Raw genomic sequence first — 16,198 nt, 5'->3', positions numbered from 1 at the left:
GATCAGCTCCCGGTGGCCTCCGTACCGCTCGACTTCGCACCTGCGTCGTTCGGCTTGGCATCGACGACATGCACCGCGGCACCAGGCCGAATACGCAGTTGCCCCTCGGTAATGACGACGTCGCCCGACTTCAACCCGTCGACGACCACGATCTCGTCGCCGATGCGGCGTCCCGTCGTGATCGGCACGATTTCGGCCTTGCCCATGCGGTTGGCCGACAAACCCCGAATCACCGCCGCCGCATTACCCGAGGCCGACGTCATAACGGCCGTCGCCGGCACGAGCAGCGCATCGGGCTCGGGCGGCAGGGCCACCGCGACGCTGACATACATCCCGGGCCGCAGCACGCCGCTCTTGTTGTTCAAAGTTGCCTGAACGGTCGCGTTGCGCGTATCGTTGCTGACCTGCGGTTCGATCGCATCGATCGTGGCCAATTGCGGCGATCCGTCGAGCGCATCGGCCTTGACCGTCACGCGTTGCCCGACCCGTAGCCGCTCCAATTGCCGCTGCGGCACGTCGAAATTCACATAGAGCGTGCCGAGATCCGTCAGCGTGACGATCGCATCGCCCGCGTTCAGGTACTGCCCGAGATCGACCTTGCGCAGACCCAGTTCGCCCGAGAACGGCGCGCGAACGCGCATCTTTCGGATGCGCGTTTCGATTTTCTGCACTTGAGCGGCGGCCTGATCGCGCTCGGCCCGCCTTTGCTGCAACAACTCTTTCGACGTGGCGCCGACGGCGGACAACTCATTGGCGCGCTGCCATTGTTGCTGGGCAAATACGGCGCTGGCTTTCGCCGCTACGAGGTTCGCCTGTTCCGTCGAATCGTCTAGCTGAATCAAAGCGACGCCCGCGTTCGCGCGCTGGCCCGACTCGAAACCGATCTCGCGAATGCGGCCGGGAATTTCATTGGCCACACTGACCTGACGAACCGCGCGCAACTCCCCCACCGCCTCGATGCTCACGGGCACGGGTCCCGATTTGAGCGTCATGGCCGCGACATCGATGGGCCCGCCGCCCGACCAGCCCGGCGAAGCAGCGCGGCTCGCGCGCCAAAACCAGAGCGCGGCGGCCACGACAAGCACCATGAGCGCGGTCGCAACGAGCGCTTTCCACGACGTGCCCCGCGCGGCAGGCGTCGCCGCCCCTTTCGGCGAATGTTCGGTCATCACGGACTCCCGGCATAAATTGAATCCGACTATCAGTCGGTATTGTGCCATTATTCGACTAACAGTCGGTTTCGTCAACGTGGCGATTTGACACGCGCGTCTACGCCGGTGGCCGCGAGATAAACTATGCGAACGTGCATATCCGGCGCCCCGCGCCGTCGCACGGAAGATCAACCGATATCGATGCGAGAAATGCTTTTGACGTCCACCACAAAGGAAACGGCCGGGGCAGAAACGGCCACTCAGCGCCGGTCCCAGCCGCGAGGGCTGCGAAGCGCGAAGAAGCTCCTGGATGCGGCCGCGTCGTTGTTCGTCGAGAAAGGGGTCGAGGAGACGACCGTCGACGAAATCGTTTTACTGGCCGGCACCGCGAAAGGCACCTTCTATCACCATTACGAATCGAAGGCGGCATTGCTTGTCGCATTGCGCGAAAGCGTGATCGAGGCATTCCAGTCGCATATCGACGAATCGATGGCCGCTTGTCCCGCCGACGATTTGCCGCGCAGGCTCGAGACCTGGGTCAAGGCCGCAGCCGAGGGCTATGTGAAGATGGGGCCGTTGCACGATGTCGTGTTCGGCCCGGAGTCGCCGCGCTGGACGGCCTCCGACCGCGCCTTTATGGTCGAGCTGACGGCGCTGATCAAGCAAGGGCACACGCACGGCATATGGGCATCGCCCAATGCGCATGTCAGCGCGACGTTTCTGTTTCGGGGCGTGCTCGGCGTGATCGACGATCTGATTTTGGCCGGAAAGGACCCGCTTTCGGCGCAGCGCGCATGCGTCGCGCTCGCCCATCATCTGGTCGGATTCAAGCGGGCCGCCGCCTAAGCGCGCTCATTTCGGCGGCACGACCACGGGTGGCGCGGGCCGTTGCGGCGTCGCCGATTTGCCCCAGTTCGAGCCGAAGCGGTTGCGCTCGGTCGATAGATTGAAGGTGCCCAAGCGATTCGAAGGCGATTTCGCCAGCCCCTCCGCGGCGCTTTGCGATGCGCCCGATGAGACCGCCGGCTTCGGCTTCAGTTGCTCGGCCAAGCAGTCGTAGGACAGCGCCCGCTGCCCTTGAACTTGTGCGTCCACGCAGACGGATTTTTTCCCAGCGGGCGCCGAGGCCGCCGCCCCGCCCGTTTGCGCGCGCGGCGCGCCCGCCGGTGCTTGCAACAACACCGCGGCGAGCGCCGTACCGATTGCCAAGACCGTCTTGCTCGTCGTACCCGCACTCGGGGCGTTCGGCTGTTTTCGTCTCGCTACCATGCCGTATTCCTTCAGCGAGCCGTTCATGCGTCTCGCGACTGTTTGATGAAGCGCTCGAATGCATGGCGTTCGCCCGGCGTGACCGCCGCACCCGCTTCGGATCCGAGGTCTGCCCACATGGATGGGATGTCGTGAAGCATCGTCCATCGCACGACTTGGCCTCCTGTGGGAAACGGCGTCTCCTCGGGCTCGCCGTACTCGACCCGGAAAAAACCCGGCGCGTCGGAACGAGGCGCCCATAGATCGCCGATATCGCGCACGCTTGCATCGAACCAAAACCGCAGCCAGCGCACGCTTTTACCTGGGATCTCGGGTGGCTCGACGTATTGGCTCAATCGCATGAAACCGGAAAGCGCGAGCAACAAAGGCGCGATCGTCTCCTCGCGAAGGGCTGGATACGACCATACGCCAAGCACGTCGGCATAGGCCAGCGCGGTCGTCATACGCGTGATGGTCAACGTCGGGCACAGATGCTTGATCAGCGCGTAATGCCGCTCCCAGTCCTGTACGAACCGCCCACGGTTCGACGTGGCCGCCTGCGCATTGCGTTGCACGCGCGCAGTCAAATCGCGAGGCTGATACTGGTCGGTCGTCAATACGCACTGCGCCGCCTGACGTGCGTGTGCATGCCGCGCATACCCCGGCATCTGAGCCACCAGCGTCAACGGCGCGAAGCACAACGGGCAATGCGAGGGGAAGCGCCCTTCGTAGGCGATGCAACCGCTCGCATCGACGCTTAGCGAGCGTTGCGCACGCGGTCCCGTCATAGTCGGTTCGCGAATCGAGCGCTCATTGCAGCGTTGCGGCCGACGACGCCTCGCCTTGCGCCGGGGCGGCGCCCTCCGGCATATCGGCGCCTGTGCTCGAGGGCGTCGATTGCGCCGCCATTGCGGGGCGATTGCGAAGATGAAGCAAAAACTCTTGAATGAGGCGATCCCAAAGCTCGATCATCGAGCGCAGGTGACGTGCGCTCACCCCGCCCGCCACGACGACATCCATCTCAAGCGCGAGAAACGCGCCGTGGCTCGCCAGCCGCGCAAAGCGCTTCGTTCGATTCCAGCTAGCGACGAGTTCGACCGGCAGTTCGCCCTGCACTTGCATGACACAGCTCAGCGTGTAGTCGAGATAGCGGACGGCATTCGGTTGCACGCCGCCGATGGCCTGCTGCTCGAGCATGGCCGATGCGACGTTGCCGAAGCGCACGGCGAATCCGATGCCTTGGCTCGCGCTCATCAATTGGACAATGCCGTTTTGTTCCGCGGCGGTCACGCGGTAGCCGGCGCCGCGGAACAGATCGGCAAGCTCCTCGATGCCGATCGCCTCGATCCAACCGTCTTGCTCGATTGCGTTGCCGCCGGCGTTCGTCGTTTGCTCGTTCATTTGAAAATCCTCAAGGTCGTTATTTAATGGGTGGATGGCGCCAGTCGGACAGATTGCGCCGGGCGGATCAAGGCCGTGCGGCCGACGCCGCACCGGCCGCTGCCGCACCCGATGCGCTTTGCGCCGGATTCGCCGCCGGGTTGTACTTAGCGCCGTACAACGAATCGCCGTAGCGCTCGCCAATCTCGTCGTACTTCACGCGTGCCTTTTGCGCGAACGGCTCACGTGAGCCGAAGATCGTGCCGATACCCACGTGTTCATATGCATCGAGGATTTCATGCCCGATGCGGTACAAATCGGCGTTTTTCGCCTCGCATGCCTTCAACCGTGCGTCTTGCTCCGAAGCTGCGCTCGCCAACGCGGTGCGCTGCGCCTCGGCTGCGTGCGCCGACGAAACAAGCGCTTCGTACGACGTCTTGTACTTTGACAGTTCGAGCGCATCGCGTGCGTGGCTGGCTTTCTCTTGCACGAGCGCCCGGTCGGCCGCGGCCAAGGCGCCTGAGCTGCCCTGGGCCGCCGCAAGCTGCGCTTGCAGCGCCTTCACTTGGGCGAGCGCGCTGTCTCGCTGCTGCTCCGCCGTCGTTTTGTCGGTCTGAAGCTGCGTTTGGGTGTCTTGCAGCTGTCGCAGCTGCATGATCGTCAAGCGCAGTTGCGCCCGCAGCTTGTCTTCGATGCTTTGCGCATGCGCGCCGCCGGCGTAAAACAATGCACCGGCGACATGCGCGGCTATGGCGAGGTGGTGAACCGTCTTCATCGTCAGAATCTCGCGTTGAGCTCAAGTTGCAACACGTCGATCGATTCGGGCGGCCCATACACTTCCCGCGCGCTGAGATACCGCGCCGACAGCCAAGTATCGCGGGCGACCGCATAAGCCGCGCTCAAGATATAGCCGCGCGCATTGGTGCCGCCGAGGTGGAAGTCTGGATCGTTGAGCGCATCGAGCGTCGCGTCGGGCTGCAAGTACTTGTAGCCCAGCGAGAAATTCCATTGTCCCTTCGAACTCGGCTCCGGCTCGCCCAACGTCACTTTCGCGAAATATCCGTTCGGCCCACTCCGGTAGTCGTTGCGCGTGGCGTTGATGGAGGTCGAATCGTAGTTGTTCACGGGCAACGACGCCGCGTTGAACGCCTTGTCTTCGTTATAGGCGAGATTGCGAACATACTCGCCGTCAAGACGCAGCTTTAGCCGATCCGCCACCACGGTATCCCATTGCCCCTTCAAATCGAGCAAACGGTAGTTGTAAGCGAGGCCGAACAATTGCGGCTCGGGAGTCGCCCCCGGCGCCAGATTGGGGTTCTGCACGATATTGCGCAATGCCAGCAGCGTATTGCCGCCTTGCATGAAAGTCGGCGCTTCGTTATCGGTGCTGCAACTCGTCACGCCCGCATAAAGCGCACACGGCGACGACAACGTCCCGCGCATGTTTTGGAAATCGTAATAGGCGATCGCACCCTTCACCGTATTGTGCTGGTCGATCTTCCACTGCGCGCCGAATTGCGCGCCGAGCATCCACTTGGTATCGCCGCCCACCTTCTGCGTGCTGTTCGAGGGGAAGTTGTCAGCCGTATATTGGATCGGGAATAGACCGAGCGTGCCGAACAACGTGACGTCGCGATTGGACGGCAGCGCATGCACGAAGCGGGCGGCCAGCCCGTCCATTTCCAAGTCGCTGGAAAAGAGCAGATCCGACGAGAAGAACGGATTGTCGAAGCGGCCCGCAACCACGTTCAACCACGGCGTCGGTTGGTAAGCGAAGAATGCCTTGTTCAGCCAGATGTTCTTCTTCGAGAATCCGCCGCCGGCTGTTGCCGTCGTCGATACCGGCCCGTTGTCGTTACCGGAGGCGAGACCAATGCCGGCCTTGAACTGATCCGAGAGCTGCGCGGTCACGCCGAGGCGGGCGCGGAAGCGCTCGAGGTTGTTGCGATTGCCGGTCGTATTCAGCGTCGGCACCTGCGCGTTGTTCGTGTTCGAATTGACGTCGAAGCCGCCGCCCTGGTTGATCGCCGCGAAGTTCGTCACGTTGTTCGCGTTGCGGCCGCTGAACAAGCGGTATTCATCCCGCACGCGCAGATCGCCGTCGAGCGTGATGCGCGACACCCAATCCGGGAACGTATTGGGCTGCGCCCAGTTCTCGGCCTTCGCTTGGGCCATGACTTCCTGCTTGACCTCATCCTTGATCTGGTCGCGCACGACCTGCGGCACATACGGCACCGCCACGTCCCCAGGTTGCGTGGGTCCGTTCACGACGGCCGCCGTGCGGGGCCCACGGGATACGTTCGCCGCCTTCGCTTGCGCCGCCTCCGCCTGTGCCTCTTGAATCAGATCGTTCGCGTTGGCCTGCGTGATGACACCGCGCTTGACGAGCAGATTGATCAGATTGATCACCGTGCTTTCAGTCGGCGCGGCTTTACCCGAAGCCGCTTGCGTCGCGAGCGATTGCGCGTGCACCGTGCCCGCGCAAACGAGCCCGAGCGTAAGCAGCGTCGCGCTCATCCGCGAAAGCGGCGGTGCGAAGATGCGAGCGTCGGCGCGCCGGGAACCCCGTCGATGTGTCTTCCGAATCATTAAAATCTCTCCGCGTAACTGCTGTTCTTGTCGGCGTTGGCCCCGGCTGGGGACCGGCCTCGTCCTGCGCATTCGCTTGCACCGCGTCGCGCTATATCGGCTTGTGTCCTTGCAGCTTCACGAGCACGGGATACGTCGTGGCCGGCGGCGGCGCCTCGTCCACCTTGCCTAACGCTTCGATGGCTGCGACAACCGCCGCGTCCATCTTCTCGTCGCCCGTCGATTGCACGACGGCGACCTTCGTGATCCGCCCCGACGCGTCCATCCACAAGCTGAGGCTGCCCGTGAAGCGCGCGCCCCCGGCCTCCTGTACGCCCTTGTCCTGCTCGATCGCGCGCTGGAGTACGTAGACCATGTATTGCGCGTAGCTCGCGTTGCCGAAGCGTCCGCCCCCGCCGCTACCCACATTGCCCGAGCCGTCCCCCGCGCTGATGCCGAAGCTATCGGTGCCGGCTTGCGCAGGCGCGTTCATCGTCATTTGCTTCGGTTGGTTGTCGCTGGGCTTCGGGGCCTCCGCAGGCTTCGGCGCGATAGTCGGCTTGTCGACCGGCGTCTTGGTTTCTTCCTTGACCTTCTCGGGCGGCGGCTTTTGTTTCGGCGGCGGCGGGGGCGGCGGCAGCGGAATGACGGTCGTCACTTGCGGCGCCGTCGTGCGCTTCACACCCGCCGTATCGGACGCGAAGCGCCAAATGAGCGCGGCCAGACCCACCACCACGAGCCCGATCGCTACCGGCTTGACGTAACGCAGCGGGCCTTTACCCGACGGGCCGCCCTGATATGCCATCTCCATCGTGGGCCCCTATCCGCCTTGTTTCGCGCGGCCCGTGACGAGGCCGACTTGCGACAAGTCCAATCGCCGCAGCAGATCGAGGACGTCCATCACCTTCTGGTACTGCACGGCCGCATCGCCTTTGAGCACGATCGGAAACTCGGGGTTGCTGGCCTTCTCGGTGCGCAGCCGACTTTCCAGTTCGTCCATCGTGACGGGGTAGGCGTCCAGATAAATCTGGCCGGAGTCGGCCACCGTGATCGCTTTAGTCTTCGGCTTGGCGAGGCTCGCCGCCGAGCTCGCCTTCGGCAGATCGACGCGAATGCCCTGCACCGATGCCGTCGTCATGATGATGAAGATGATCAGCAGCACGTACGCCAGATCGAGCATCGGCGTGATGTTGATGTCGTCGTACGGCTTATCGTCGTCCTGAACCTGCATGATGTCCTCCGCTTGGGCTCAGTCCGTTCAATCCGCGAGCAGCGCGTGATCGGGCGCGCGATGCGCCTCGGCGAGCCGCGTGACGAACTCGTCGACGAACACTTGCATGTTCGCGGTCACGTTCTTGTTGCGAATGAGCAGATAGTTGTAGCCGAACAAGGCGGGGATCGCGACGAACAAGCCCGTGACCGTCGCCAGCAGCGCGGCCGCGATACCGGGCGCGATCGCGTTGACGTTGACGTCGCCGGCCGCCGCGATCGCGGCGAACGTGATCATCACGCCCACCACGGTCCCGAGCAGCCCGAGGAAGGGGCCGCCCGAGATCGCGATCGTGAGCAGCACCATCGATTTCGACAGCCGTTGGTTTTCGCGTACGAGCGTCGCATCCATCGACGCGCGGATAGCTTCGATCGATTCCGAGGTGATGACGGTACGGCCGTTGTCGTCCACGCGGCTGTGGATTTCCGCAACGCCCGCCTTATAGAGCCGATAGAGCGAGGATCGGGCAAGCCGCCGGCCTTCGTCGCTCGCCTCGGCCGTATGAGCGAGACCCACCAGGTGCTTGCCCGCGACCTGCCGGAACCGCTGCACGAAGAATTCGTTGGCTTTGTCGACCGTGCCGACGTATTGCGCCTTCGTCCACATGACGATCCACGAGATCGCCGCCATCACCAGCAAGATGCCGATGACGACCCAGGCATCGATCGTCACGGAATGGACGATCACGCCGAAGTAGCCGAAGCCGAAGCCCGACTGCTTTTCGTCGGCGCCATAGCCGATGAGTTTCGATTCCGAGCCTTCGGACAAGGCTTCGAGCGCGATCGCCTCGGCCGGACGCGCCACCTTCGAGAGGCGCAACTCGTCGATCGCGCCGCTGTAGCCCGTAAAGCCGCCCGATGCACCACCGACGTCTCCGGCCACCGCTGCCGGGCCGGTCAAAGCCGGCAACGTCGCCGCGATCCGGGAGATCTCCTTGCCGTTGACGTAGACGGTGAGTGTCTTGCCGTCGGCTGTGACCGCGAGGTGACTCCATTGATTGACGGGGACGGCCGTACCGGCCGGGGTACGAATCGGCGCGGCGCCACCGTCGACTTCCGCAAACGGCACGCCGTTATCCAAGCCGATCAGCAGCGCGGCGCTTTGATCGCGCTTGCTATAGAGCAACACATTCGGCCCAAGGGCGGCGGGCTTCACCCAAGCGCTGAACGTGAAGTTCGAGCCGGCCGCTTCGTCGAGCGACGGCGACGCGGGCAATGCGAGGGTGCCGGTGCCGTCAAAGCGGGCAGCTTTGCCGACGATGCCGTCCTCGATGGTTTTAAACGCGGCATTGCGACCGTTGTTCGCATAGGCCGTTGCGTCCTTCGGCGGCGTACCGGCCGCGTCGTCGAAGTGATAGACGAGCGTGTAATCGGGATCGAACACTTGCGCGGCCTTGCCCGCATCGACGCTCTTCTTGTTGCCGTAGTACATCCAGATCGACTGCGCCGCGCCGGCCGGCATCGCCGGCACGTCGATCCAAATCAATGCGACGCCGAGCACCGGGTCGTATTGTTCGATGGCGTAGTTCAACGGCGTCTTGTCGTCCGCCGCGACAAACCGAATGTCGGCGCCGTTATCGGCCAGCCCGTCGAACTGAAAATTGCCCGAATGCAGGCGAATCAACAACGGCATGCGGCCCGAGAAGTTCGTCACGTTGGCGCCCTTCGGGCTCATATCGATCGTGATCGCCTTGCGATACGCCCAATCCGATTGCCACCACGCGTTCGCCACACCGGGCAACAAACCCAGCAGGGCAGTCAACATCAACACCAATGCTCGCTTCACCATATCCCCCGATTAGACCGCGCCGACACAAGCCGGCGCGCATCGACCTAAACCGTCCTCAAAAACCCAGCCGCACGTAAAAGTCGAAGCGCGGGCTATAGGCCCGCGTGTAGACCCCAGGCTTGAGCGGCCACCCTGCTTCGAAATCCGCACTCGCGTACTTGAGCATCTGCATGCGTGTCCCCACCCCGACGCTCAGTAAATTGAAGCTCGACGTCTGTTCCGGCAGCGGGCTTAGCAGCCAAAGATGCGCGGCATCGACGAACGCATGGAAACGCCATTCGCCGACATGGCCGCCCACTGCGGAGCCGAGCCACTTGCTCACCGACGGACTCACGAGCTCCAACGAACCGATCACACCGCTATCGGCCGTGTCCTCGGCCTGCATGTAGCCGCGCACGCTACTCATGCCGCCCGCCGAGAACTGCTCGCTCGAGACGAGCGGCGAATCGGCCAACTGCGCCGTGACATGGGCGCGCGCCTTCATGTCGTGGCCGAGCTGCTGCGTATGATCGATATCGAACTTTCCGTAGATAAAATCCGGCTGCGCGTTGTAGCGCTTGCTATCCCACGTGCTCCAATCGCTACCGATGCCGCGAATATTCGTGGTCAGCGATGCGCTGAAGCTCGTCTGCGATTGCTTCAGACTGAGCTGGCTGTTGTAGGCCACCGTCACCGGCACGTACGTCAGCGGCACCGTGGATTTTTCGCCTGCTACGCTGACGGTTTCGTCGAAATGCTTACGGTCGATTTCCACGCTGAGCGATTGCGCATACGTGTCCGTGGTCGGTAACGTATAGATCGCCGTCAGACCGAATGTCGTACCCTTTCCGAGCACGTTCGTATCGGCGACGGATGCGACGTTGCTGTCCGAGTGCACGACCGTCGCCAGCAAACTCCAATGGGAGTCCCGCAGCGGCGCCAAGTATGAAAACGAAAATACGCGCGCATCGTTCGGATGCTGAGGGGCAATCAAATACGTACCCGACAGGACATGGCCAAGCTGCCACAGGTTCGAGTAGCTGAACGTCGCGCTCGTGCGCAGCGTCGAGGTTCCCGGACTGTTGTCGTTGTTTAAGTCGATCGAGCCGTGAACCGGGCTGTGGTCGTCGACCTTCAAGTCGACATCCACCGTTTGCGGCATCGAACCGGGCTTGAGCAGCGGAATGACTTGCCGGTCTGCCGTGCGGTTCAAGTCGGCCAATTGCTGTTGGGCGGCGCCGAAGTCGGGCACCTTGCCTTCGGCCAGCGCGGGCACGGCATCGCGGATGCGAAGCGGCGAGTCGTACTTCGCCCCTTCCACATGCACGCGCCCCACCCTCGTCTCGACGACCTGCAAGACGATCACCCCATTGTTGACCTCTTGCGGCGGCAACTCGACGACGACCGACTGATACCCTTTGTCTTGATACACCTTTTGCAGCGCGTCGCGCGCCGCGTTGACGTCATCGAGCGTGCGGCCAGGGCCCTCGAAGGGGTACACCGCTTTCTCGACGTCCAAGCTAGCCAATGTCGTATTGCCGCGCACGATGTACTCGTTCACGTCGAAGACGCGCGGCGCACTCGTATGCGCGGACGCATCGTTCTTCGTGCCGGCAGCCTCCTGCGCACGCGCAGGGAAGGCCAAGCTGAGCCCGCTCATCACGGCGACGCCCGCCAGGCGGCCGTGCCGTGACCACTTGCGTCCACGCGGTTCCCCGTCAACTCTCGGCGGCATGCGCCATTCCCCTTTTCATTCGATTCCTCGCCACGTCGGTTCGTCAGCGTGTGCATCTCCTCGCGCCTCCTTCGTACAGTGCTTGCAAAAAGATGTTTCAACCGCGTGACAATCGATTAGTATTCCTAACGAATGGTTCGATCGCGTAACCGCCGATCGCTAAGGCCACTCACACACTAAGACGAAGCGAGTGCGCGTAACCCGCAAAAAAAGTCGCATCGCGATCACGCTCCGCCGCTCGCGCCGGCGTCCTCGTCTTCTTCGCGGGGCCGCGTTTGCCAAAAGCCGCTCGTCATCGTCGCGATGGACGGCGTTTCGCGCCACTCGCCCGGGCTCAAGATCTCGGCCCGTAAGACGTTCGGCAGCACTTGTACGTCGAAGACCTCATGCACACCGTTGTAGAACTGCAAGATGCCCAGCACTTCGCCGCTGCCGGCGTCGATCGCGGCGACACCCGCGACCAGCGTTTCCCGCTCCTGCTCGATCGGCAGCCCCTGCGGCCCACGCTTCTCGCGCAGCTTCGACAAGCCCACGAACAACACGCCGCCGTATTCGGCCAAGCCGTGCGTAAAGCCCGGCAACGTAGCCAAGACACGCTTGTCGCCGGTGACCGGATCGATTTGCAGGACCTGCCCGCGTCCGCCCTCGAGTACGTGCAGGCGACCGCCGATGAGGCGCGGCGAATGCGGCATCGACAGTCCGCGTGCGACGATGCGTCCGGACGGGACTTCCATGACGATGCCGCCATCGGCCATATTCGCCCGCCAACCGAACGGCACATCGGTATCGCCGAGCGCTGTGGCGTAGCGGACCTTTCCGCCATGAAACGCCATTCCGTTCAAATGGCATCGATCGTCCGGCCGCGAATCGGTGATGAACGGCGGCTGCCAAATCGACGTGAAATTGAAATAGCCGTCGATGACGCAAATGCACGAATAGCGCGTGTTGACCGCCAGTACGACCTGCTTATCGAATGCCATATCGTGCAAATCGAGGTCGCCCGTGTAATACGTCATGCGCGGCACGAACATCGCGTCGTAATACCCCGGCCTCGCCGGGTAATGCGGTGCGAGCGTCGACACGTTGGCGAACATCATCAACTCCTGAATCGTCGCCACCGCAAGCCGATTGCCCGAAACGGTCATGCCCATCGAGCGCGGCAAGACGCAGGCGGAAAGCGTTGGAATACCGTTTTCCACGCCGAGCAAGGCGACGCCCGACGGCCGACGGCTCAATGCCAGCGAGCATTTGAGCGAGGCCAGCACTTCGAGGAAGCGCCCTGTATCGCGCAGATTGATCAGCGCGGCATCGTCCGCCAATTCCAATGTCTCGAATGGGCTCGCATCGCTCGCGGCTAGCGCCTGTTCTTCACTACCCCGCCCGGTATCGTGCTCGCTCATTTGTGGGTCGGCTCCCCGCGTCGGCCTCGGACGCGTATGTAAGTACAAGATTCGTTGTGCGCGCACCGATCGCCCCAAACTAGAGCTTTCGATAAATCTCGGTGCTCAAGTCAATAGACGGAATACGACGCCTATTGCCGCATGGTTTTTTTAAAGTCGTTCGTCTACGCACTTGTCATCGCGTGGACATATGACGTATCGCTCGGATCAATACGAACAAGAACGCTTCTACCGCTTATCGTCGTAGCAGATGTCGCAACTTTTTATGACAACGATCGTATATATGGGGCGTTGCGGGATATGCCCTCCGACTGCGTCTTAGCGTGTATACGTTGACGTATCGGGAGAAACGTTTTCATGTCGATAACAAGCGGGTTGATGGCGCTTCTTAGGGCGCGAAATACCGCCGCCCGCGCCATCTCGAATGACGAGGATGCATACGGTTACGTATTGCCTTTACAGTGGCGCAAGCCGTGGTATGCGTGGCAATTCGCGTCATGGGCACTCGTCACCCTGACCGCGCCGCCGTTCTGTTTCGTCGCCGCGTTGCTGGTCGTCGACCCGCGCAGCGACCAGCCGCTGTTTTGGCCCGGCGCGCTGATCGCCGTGGCGCTCGCGAATGCGATGGCCATCGTGCTATCTAATCAACGGCATTACCGCGATGCATTCGTCACGCGCGCTGGGGCAGCCCGCTACTACTTCGGGATCGGCGCCGCATCGGCCGCCGGACTCTTCTTGCTGCTGGTTTGGGCCACCGGTTCGATTGCGACCTTGATCGACCCGTTGGCGTCCGCACAGGCCTTGCTTCGCCCTGAATTGCTCGCGCTATGGGCCGTCGGTTTAGCCGCGGGCTTCGGCATATCGTCATCTGCGCATGCCAGCATCTTGCACGCGTGGCTCGCTTTCGAGCCGTAACGCCAACGTGCTGCTTCCTTCATCCAACCGGCAACCGAGCGCAACTTCATCCATGCGAGCGCCCAATAGACGACGTCGCACGGCTACGCCGCGCGAGCGCGGTATCGCCATCGTCACGGTTCTACTCGTCGTTGCCCTCACGGCAACGCTCGCCGCGAGCGTTCTTTGGCGCGAGCAGGTCGCCACGCGCGATGTGGAAAATCAACGGCTATCGATGCAAACGATGTGGACGGAACGCGCGGCCGTCGAATGGGCGCGCGCTACGTTGCGGGCGCAGACGATCACATCGAACGTCACCTATGCCGGACAATCGTGGGCCGTACCGGTCAGCGATACACGACTTGCCGACCTATTGCCGCCCAGCGCGGCGGCGGTCAACGGCGAACTCTCTCGTGCTTGGATCTCAGGCAGCGTGGAAGATGCGCAGGCGCGCCTGAATCTGAGCGATCTCGTCGAGCGGACCGCACCCGGTCAGCCTTGGCACGCAAATGCGGCGGCCGTTCTGGCCTATCGCCGGCTACTTGAAGGACTGTCGCTCGACCCGGCGCTCGCGAAGCGCACGGCCGACTACATGACACGCTCGCTTAGCCAAGCCCCCACCGAAGGCAAGTGGCCGCTACAACTCGTTGGGGCCGCCGATCTCGCGCGCGTGGACGGCTACGATGCGCATGCGATAGCCGCGCTCACGCCTTATGTGACGTTTTTGCCCGATATCACGACCGTCAACGCAAATACGGCTTCGGAGCAGGTTCTCGTTGCCGCGATCCCGACGCTTGCCGCGAGCCAAGCGCGCCGCATCACCGAACGGCGGGCGACGGCGCACTTCGTCAGTACCGGCGAACTTGCGGAGTATCTTGCACCCACCCAAGCCGGGGCGACGCTGCCCGACGGCGCGCTCGTCGGCGTGGACAGCGGTTATTTTCTCGTACACTGCCGCGTGCATGGCGCACGGATCAACGTGCGCATCGATACATTGATCGCGCGTTATGGCATCGGCAATTTCAGTTGGACCCAAGTCGTTTGGGTCCATCGCCTGGCGAGCTAGTTGAACGAGCGCTCGCCGAACATCGTCGAGCAATCGCCGCCGCTATGGCCGGCGCATTCCAACGAAACACGTTCGATGTTCGTTTCGCGCACCTCGCCCATGAGCCGGTTCCAATCGTCGATCGACACCAGCAGCGCGATCGGGCGATTGTATTTGGTGACCATCACGAGCGACTCATTGGCATAGCGCAACGCGCGCGATGGATTGGCGCTGAAATCGCGCGTGGCCATCGCGATCGTATGAGGCTTGAACGGACCGGCGGCATGAAGTTCGCCGTCGTCGCGCAGCAATCGTTCCAACGTCGCTGCACGCAGGCTCGCCTGCGTTTTCGTATCGGTACGCTGATCGCGGCGCTTACGACGCTCGCTGCGCGGGTCGAGATGGATCGCAAGCCGCCACAAAATCTCGCGCACTTCCGAATCGGGCAAGGTGTCGAAGCGCCGCCAATCCTCGGGCGGCAACGCGATCATCATGCCCGTATAAGCTGCACTAATACCCGTGGTGATGCGCGGCACGAGCTTAGCGACTTCGCGTTCCTCCAATTCGAGCGTCGACCCCACCACGCGCAACATCGTACTCAGCATGTTGTAGGCGAGCGCGACGAACCCGCTCGCCAGCCAAGCTGCTCTCGGCGGCACGGCCGCAAGCAGCGTCTCGTCGACGAGCGACTCGATCGGAAGCGGGGCACGCTCGCGCCACGGCGTGCGAAACAATCGAACGGCTTCCACTGCGTCGAGCTGATGAGACGGCGCGTTCGTCAGAATCGAGAACGTCCCGCCGTTGAATTCGGCGGCATCGGCATCGACACCATCGGGCCGCCACACGATGCGTCGCAAAGAGAACGTGCCGCCCGTCTCGTCATTCGCTGCGACCGTATGCTCGTATACCGTTCCGCCGTTCAAAGTCCCTTGCGCGCTCGGCTCGTCAGTCGGCTGGTATTCCGTTCCCGCACCGGCCTCGCCGACGATGAAGGCGCCCCCCTGCCTCGGCCAGTTCATTAGAACGGCACGGGAGTCGACGTGCTCGTCGACAATCCATAGCTCGCCCGTACGCACCGATTGCAATTCGAGCCGGGGCCCGCGCGTACGGGGCCGATTGTACGGCAGCAGATCGACGATCATCGCAAGACCGGGATCGTAGACGGGCAGGACCATCGGCCATGATTCAGTGCTGGGGATAACACGCTCCGCAGCCTCTACACGCACCGTTGCAGTGGGAAACCCCAGCACGCGCAGCCGATACCCAGACGCGACAGGCCAGGGCGAGTTCGCGAGCGGCATGCTAGCCGCGCGTAGCACGTCGACGCTATCGGCAATGAGCGAGCGCGCCCATTGCGGATGCACGCGACTCATCTTGTCGTGCAACGCGGTCACGAGCGAGGCGAATTCCGGCGCGAGGATGCATCCGTCACGCGCTGGGTTAGCGGCGCGCATCTCGATCGGCGCCAAAGCCTGGACGATGAGCGCGAAAACCTGTTCCCGCGTGAATTCGTTTTCCTCCTCCTTCTCACTCGGATCTTGCGCCGATTCCGCTTGCAACGACCACTGCATGACCAGCCTCGCCATCACGGCGGCCGGACTGTGTTCCACGAAGCGCTCCACGACCGTGCGTATCACCTGATTCACTCCGTCAATGTTGAGTCGACCGCCCGATCGGTCATATCCGCCAAGGAGCACTTGACGCACACGTTTCGTCGTCCGACCATCTCGTGCAATCGGA

At 62.8% G+C, this 16,198-nt stretch carries 15 protein-coding genes; 3 read left to right on the top strand and 12 right to left on the bottom strand.

Features of this window, described 5'->3' with window-relative positions; translation table 11 throughout:
• Nucleotides 1-2 precede the first annotated feature (2 nt).
• Entirely contained in the window at nt 3-1,169 is a 1,167-nt protein-coding gene (locus tag AB1286_RS25620; protein ID WP_430366038.1) for an efflux RND transporter periplasmic adaptor subunit, read from the bottom strand.
• Between the two features lie 198 nt (nt 1,170-1,367).
• Between AB1286_RS25620 and AB1286_RS25615 the strand changes: the two genes are divergently transcribed.
• Nucleotides 1,368-1,997, top strand: a complete 630-nt coding sequence (locus tag AB1286_RS25615) for a TetR/AcrR family transcriptional regulator (protein ID WP_430366037.1) — start codon at nt 1,368-1,370, stop codon at nt 1,995-1,997.
• A 6-nt stretch (nt 1,998-2,003) separates the two neighbouring features.
• On the opposite strand, the gene AB1286_RS25610 is transcribed toward AB1286_RS25615, so the two are convergent.
• From AB1286_RS25610 to AB1286_RS25565, 10 genes are all read right to left on the bottom strand, one after another.
• The gene (locus tag AB1286_RS25610; protein ID WP_430366036.1) at nt 2,004-2,420 is read right to left on the bottom strand and encodes a hypothetical protein; all 417 of its coding nucleotides are present in this window, start codon (nt 2,418-2,420) and stop codon (nt 2,004-2,006) included.
• Between the two features lie 23 nt (nt 2,421-2,443).
• A complete protein-coding gene (locus AB1286_RS25605; RefSeq protein ID WP_430366035.1) occupies nt 2,444-3,187 on the bottom strand; it encodes a hypothetical protein in 744 nt (247 codons plus the stop codon).
• Nucleotides 3,188-3,209: 22 nt separating this feature from the next.
• Nucleotides 3,210-3,800 carry a YbjN domain-containing protein gene (locus AB1286_RS25600; RefSeq protein ID WP_430366034.1) on the bottom strand — a complete coding sequence of 197 codons (591 nt, stop codon included), beginning with the start codon at nt 3,798-3,800 and terminating at the stop codon, nt 3,210-3,212.
• 67 nt (nt 3,801-3,867) lie between these two features.
• Nucleotides 3,868-4,554 (bottom strand): hypothetical protein, encoded by a 687-nt coding sequence (locus AB1286_RS25595; RefSeq protein ID WP_430366033.1) that lies wholly within the window; start codon nt 4,552-4,554, stop codon nt 3,868-3,870.
• Between the two features lie 2 nt (nt 4,555-4,556).
• On the bottom strand, nt 4,557-6,368 hold the full coding sequence (locus tag AB1286_RS25590) for a putative porin (RefSeq protein ID WP_430366032.1): 1,812 nt from the start codon (nt 6,366-6,368) through the stop codon (nt 4,557-4,559).
• Nucleotides 6,369-6,459: 91 nt separating this feature from the next.
• Nucleotides 6,460-7,158 (bottom strand): energy transducer TonB family protein, encoded by a 699-nt coding sequence (locus AB1286_RS25585; protein WP_430366031.1) that lies wholly within the window; start codon nt 7,156-7,158, stop codon nt 6,460-6,462.
• Nucleotides 7,159-7,167: 9 nt separating this feature from the next.
• On the bottom strand, nt 7,168-7,578 hold the full coding sequence (locus AB1286_RS25580; RefSeq protein WP_430366030.1) for an ExbD/TolR family protein: 411 nt from the start codon (nt 7,576-7,578) through the stop codon (nt 7,168-7,170).
• 27 nt (nt 7,579-7,605) lie between these two features.
• Complete coding sequence (locus AB1286_RS25575) at nt 7,606-9,381, bottom strand: DUF2341 domain-containing protein (RefSeq protein WP_430366029.1); 1,776 nt, start codon at nt 9,379-9,381, stop codon at nt 7,606-7,608.
• 79 nt (nt 9,382-9,460) lie between these two features.
• The gene (locus AB1286_RS25570; RefSeq protein ID WP_430366028.1) at nt 9,461-11,119 is read right to left on the bottom strand and encodes a ShlB/FhaC/HecB family hemolysin secretion/activation protein; all 1,659 of its coding nucleotides are present in this window, start codon (nt 11,117-11,119) and stop codon (nt 9,461-9,463) included.
• Between the two features lie 224 nt (nt 11,120-11,343).
• Nucleotides 11,344-12,519, bottom strand: a complete 1,176-nt coding sequence (locus AB1286_RS25565) for a TIGR03032 family protein (protein ID WP_430366027.1) — start codon at nt 12,517-12,519, stop codon at nt 11,344-11,346.
• A gap of 357 nt (nt 12,520-12,876) precedes the next feature.
• Between AB1286_RS25565 and AB1286_RS25560 the strand changes: the two genes are divergently transcribed.
• Together AB1286_RS25560 and gspK are read left to right on the top strand one after the other, a co-directional pair.
• Complete coding sequence (locus AB1286_RS25560) at nt 12,877-13,434, top strand: hypothetical protein (protein ID WP_430366026.1); 558 nt, start codon at nt 12,877-12,879, stop codon at nt 13,432-13,434.
• A gap of 52 nt (nt 13,435-13,486) precedes the next feature.
• On the top strand, nt 13,487-14,479 hold the full coding sequence (gene gspK / locus AB1286_RS25555) for a type II secretion system minor pseudopilin GspK (RefSeq protein ID WP_430366025.1): 993 nt from the start codon (nt 13,487-13,489) through the stop codon (nt 14,477-14,479).
• Here gspK and AB1286_RS25550 read toward each other — a convergent pair.
• On the bottom strand, nt 14,476-16,068 hold the full coding sequence (locus tag AB1286_RS25550) for a type II toxin-antitoxin system Phd/YefM family antitoxin (protein ID WP_430366024.1): 1,593 nt from the start codon (nt 16,066-16,068) through the stop codon (nt 14,476-14,478). The two genes, gspK and AB1286_RS25550, sit on opposite strands and share 4 nt — an antisense overlap.
• Nucleotides 16,069-16,198: the final 130 nt, after the last annotated feature.

This window comes from Trinickia sp. NRRL B-1857, assembly GCF_050470685.1.
Classification (GTDB): Bacteria; Pseudomonadota; Gammaproteobacteria; order Burkholderiales; family Burkholderiaceae; genus Trinickia.
This window is presented reverse-complemented; position numbering and strand designations above follow the sequence as displayed.

Bases quoted from the DNA above. Each gene is read 5' to 3' on its own strand.
- AB1286_RS25620 (WP_430366038.1), bottom strand. From the start codon at position 1,169: ATGACCGAACATTCGCCGAAAGGGGCGGCGACGCCTGCCGCGCGGGGC.
- AB1286_RS25610 (WP_430366036.1), bottom strand. From the start codon at position 2,420: ATGGTAGCGAGACGAAAACAGCCGAACGCCCCGAGTGCGGGTACGACG.
- AB1286_RS25605 (WP_430366035.1), bottom strand. From the start codon at position 3,187: ATGACGGGACCGCGTGCGCAACGCTCGCTAAGCGTCGATGCGAGCGGT.
- AB1286_RS25600 (WP_430366034.1), bottom strand. From the start codon at position 3,800: ATGAACGAGCAAACGACGAACGCCGGCGGCAACGCAATCGAGCAAGAC.
- AB1286_RS25595 (WP_430366033.1), bottom strand. From the start codon at position 4,554: ATGAAGACGGTTCACCACCTCGCCATAGCCGCGCATGTCGCCGGTGCA.
- AB1286_RS25590 (WP_430366032.1), bottom strand. From the start codon at position 6,368: ATGATTCGGAAGACACATCGACGGGGTTCCCGGCGCGCCGACGCTCGC.
- AB1286_RS25585 (WP_430366031.1), bottom strand. From the start codon at position 7,158: ATGGAGATGGCATATCAGGGCGGCCCGTCGGGTAAAGGCCCGCTGCGT.
- AB1286_RS25580 (WP_430366030.1), bottom strand. From the start codon at position 7,578: ATGCAGGTTCAGGACGACGATAAGCCGTACGACGACATCAACATCACG.
- AB1286_RS25575 (WP_430366029.1), bottom strand. From the start codon at position 9,381: ATGTTGACTGCCCTGCTGGGTTTGTTGCCCGGTGTGGCGAACGCGTGG.
- AB1286_RS25570 (WP_430366028.1), bottom strand. From the start codon at position 11,119: ATGCCGCCGAGAGTTGACGGGGAACCGCGTGGACGCAAGTGGTCACGG.
- AB1286_RS25565 (WP_430366027.1), bottom strand. From the start codon at position 12,519: ATGAGCGAGCACGATACCGGGCGGGGTAGTGAAGAACAGGCGCTAGCC.
- AB1286_RS25560 (WP_430366026.1), top strand. From the start codon at position 12,877: ATGTCGATAACAAGCGGGTTGATGGCGCTTCTTAGGGCGCGAAATACC.
- gspK (WP_430366025.1), top strand. From the start codon at position 13,487: ATGCGAGCGCCCAATAGACGACGTCGCACGGCTACGCCGCGCGAGCGC.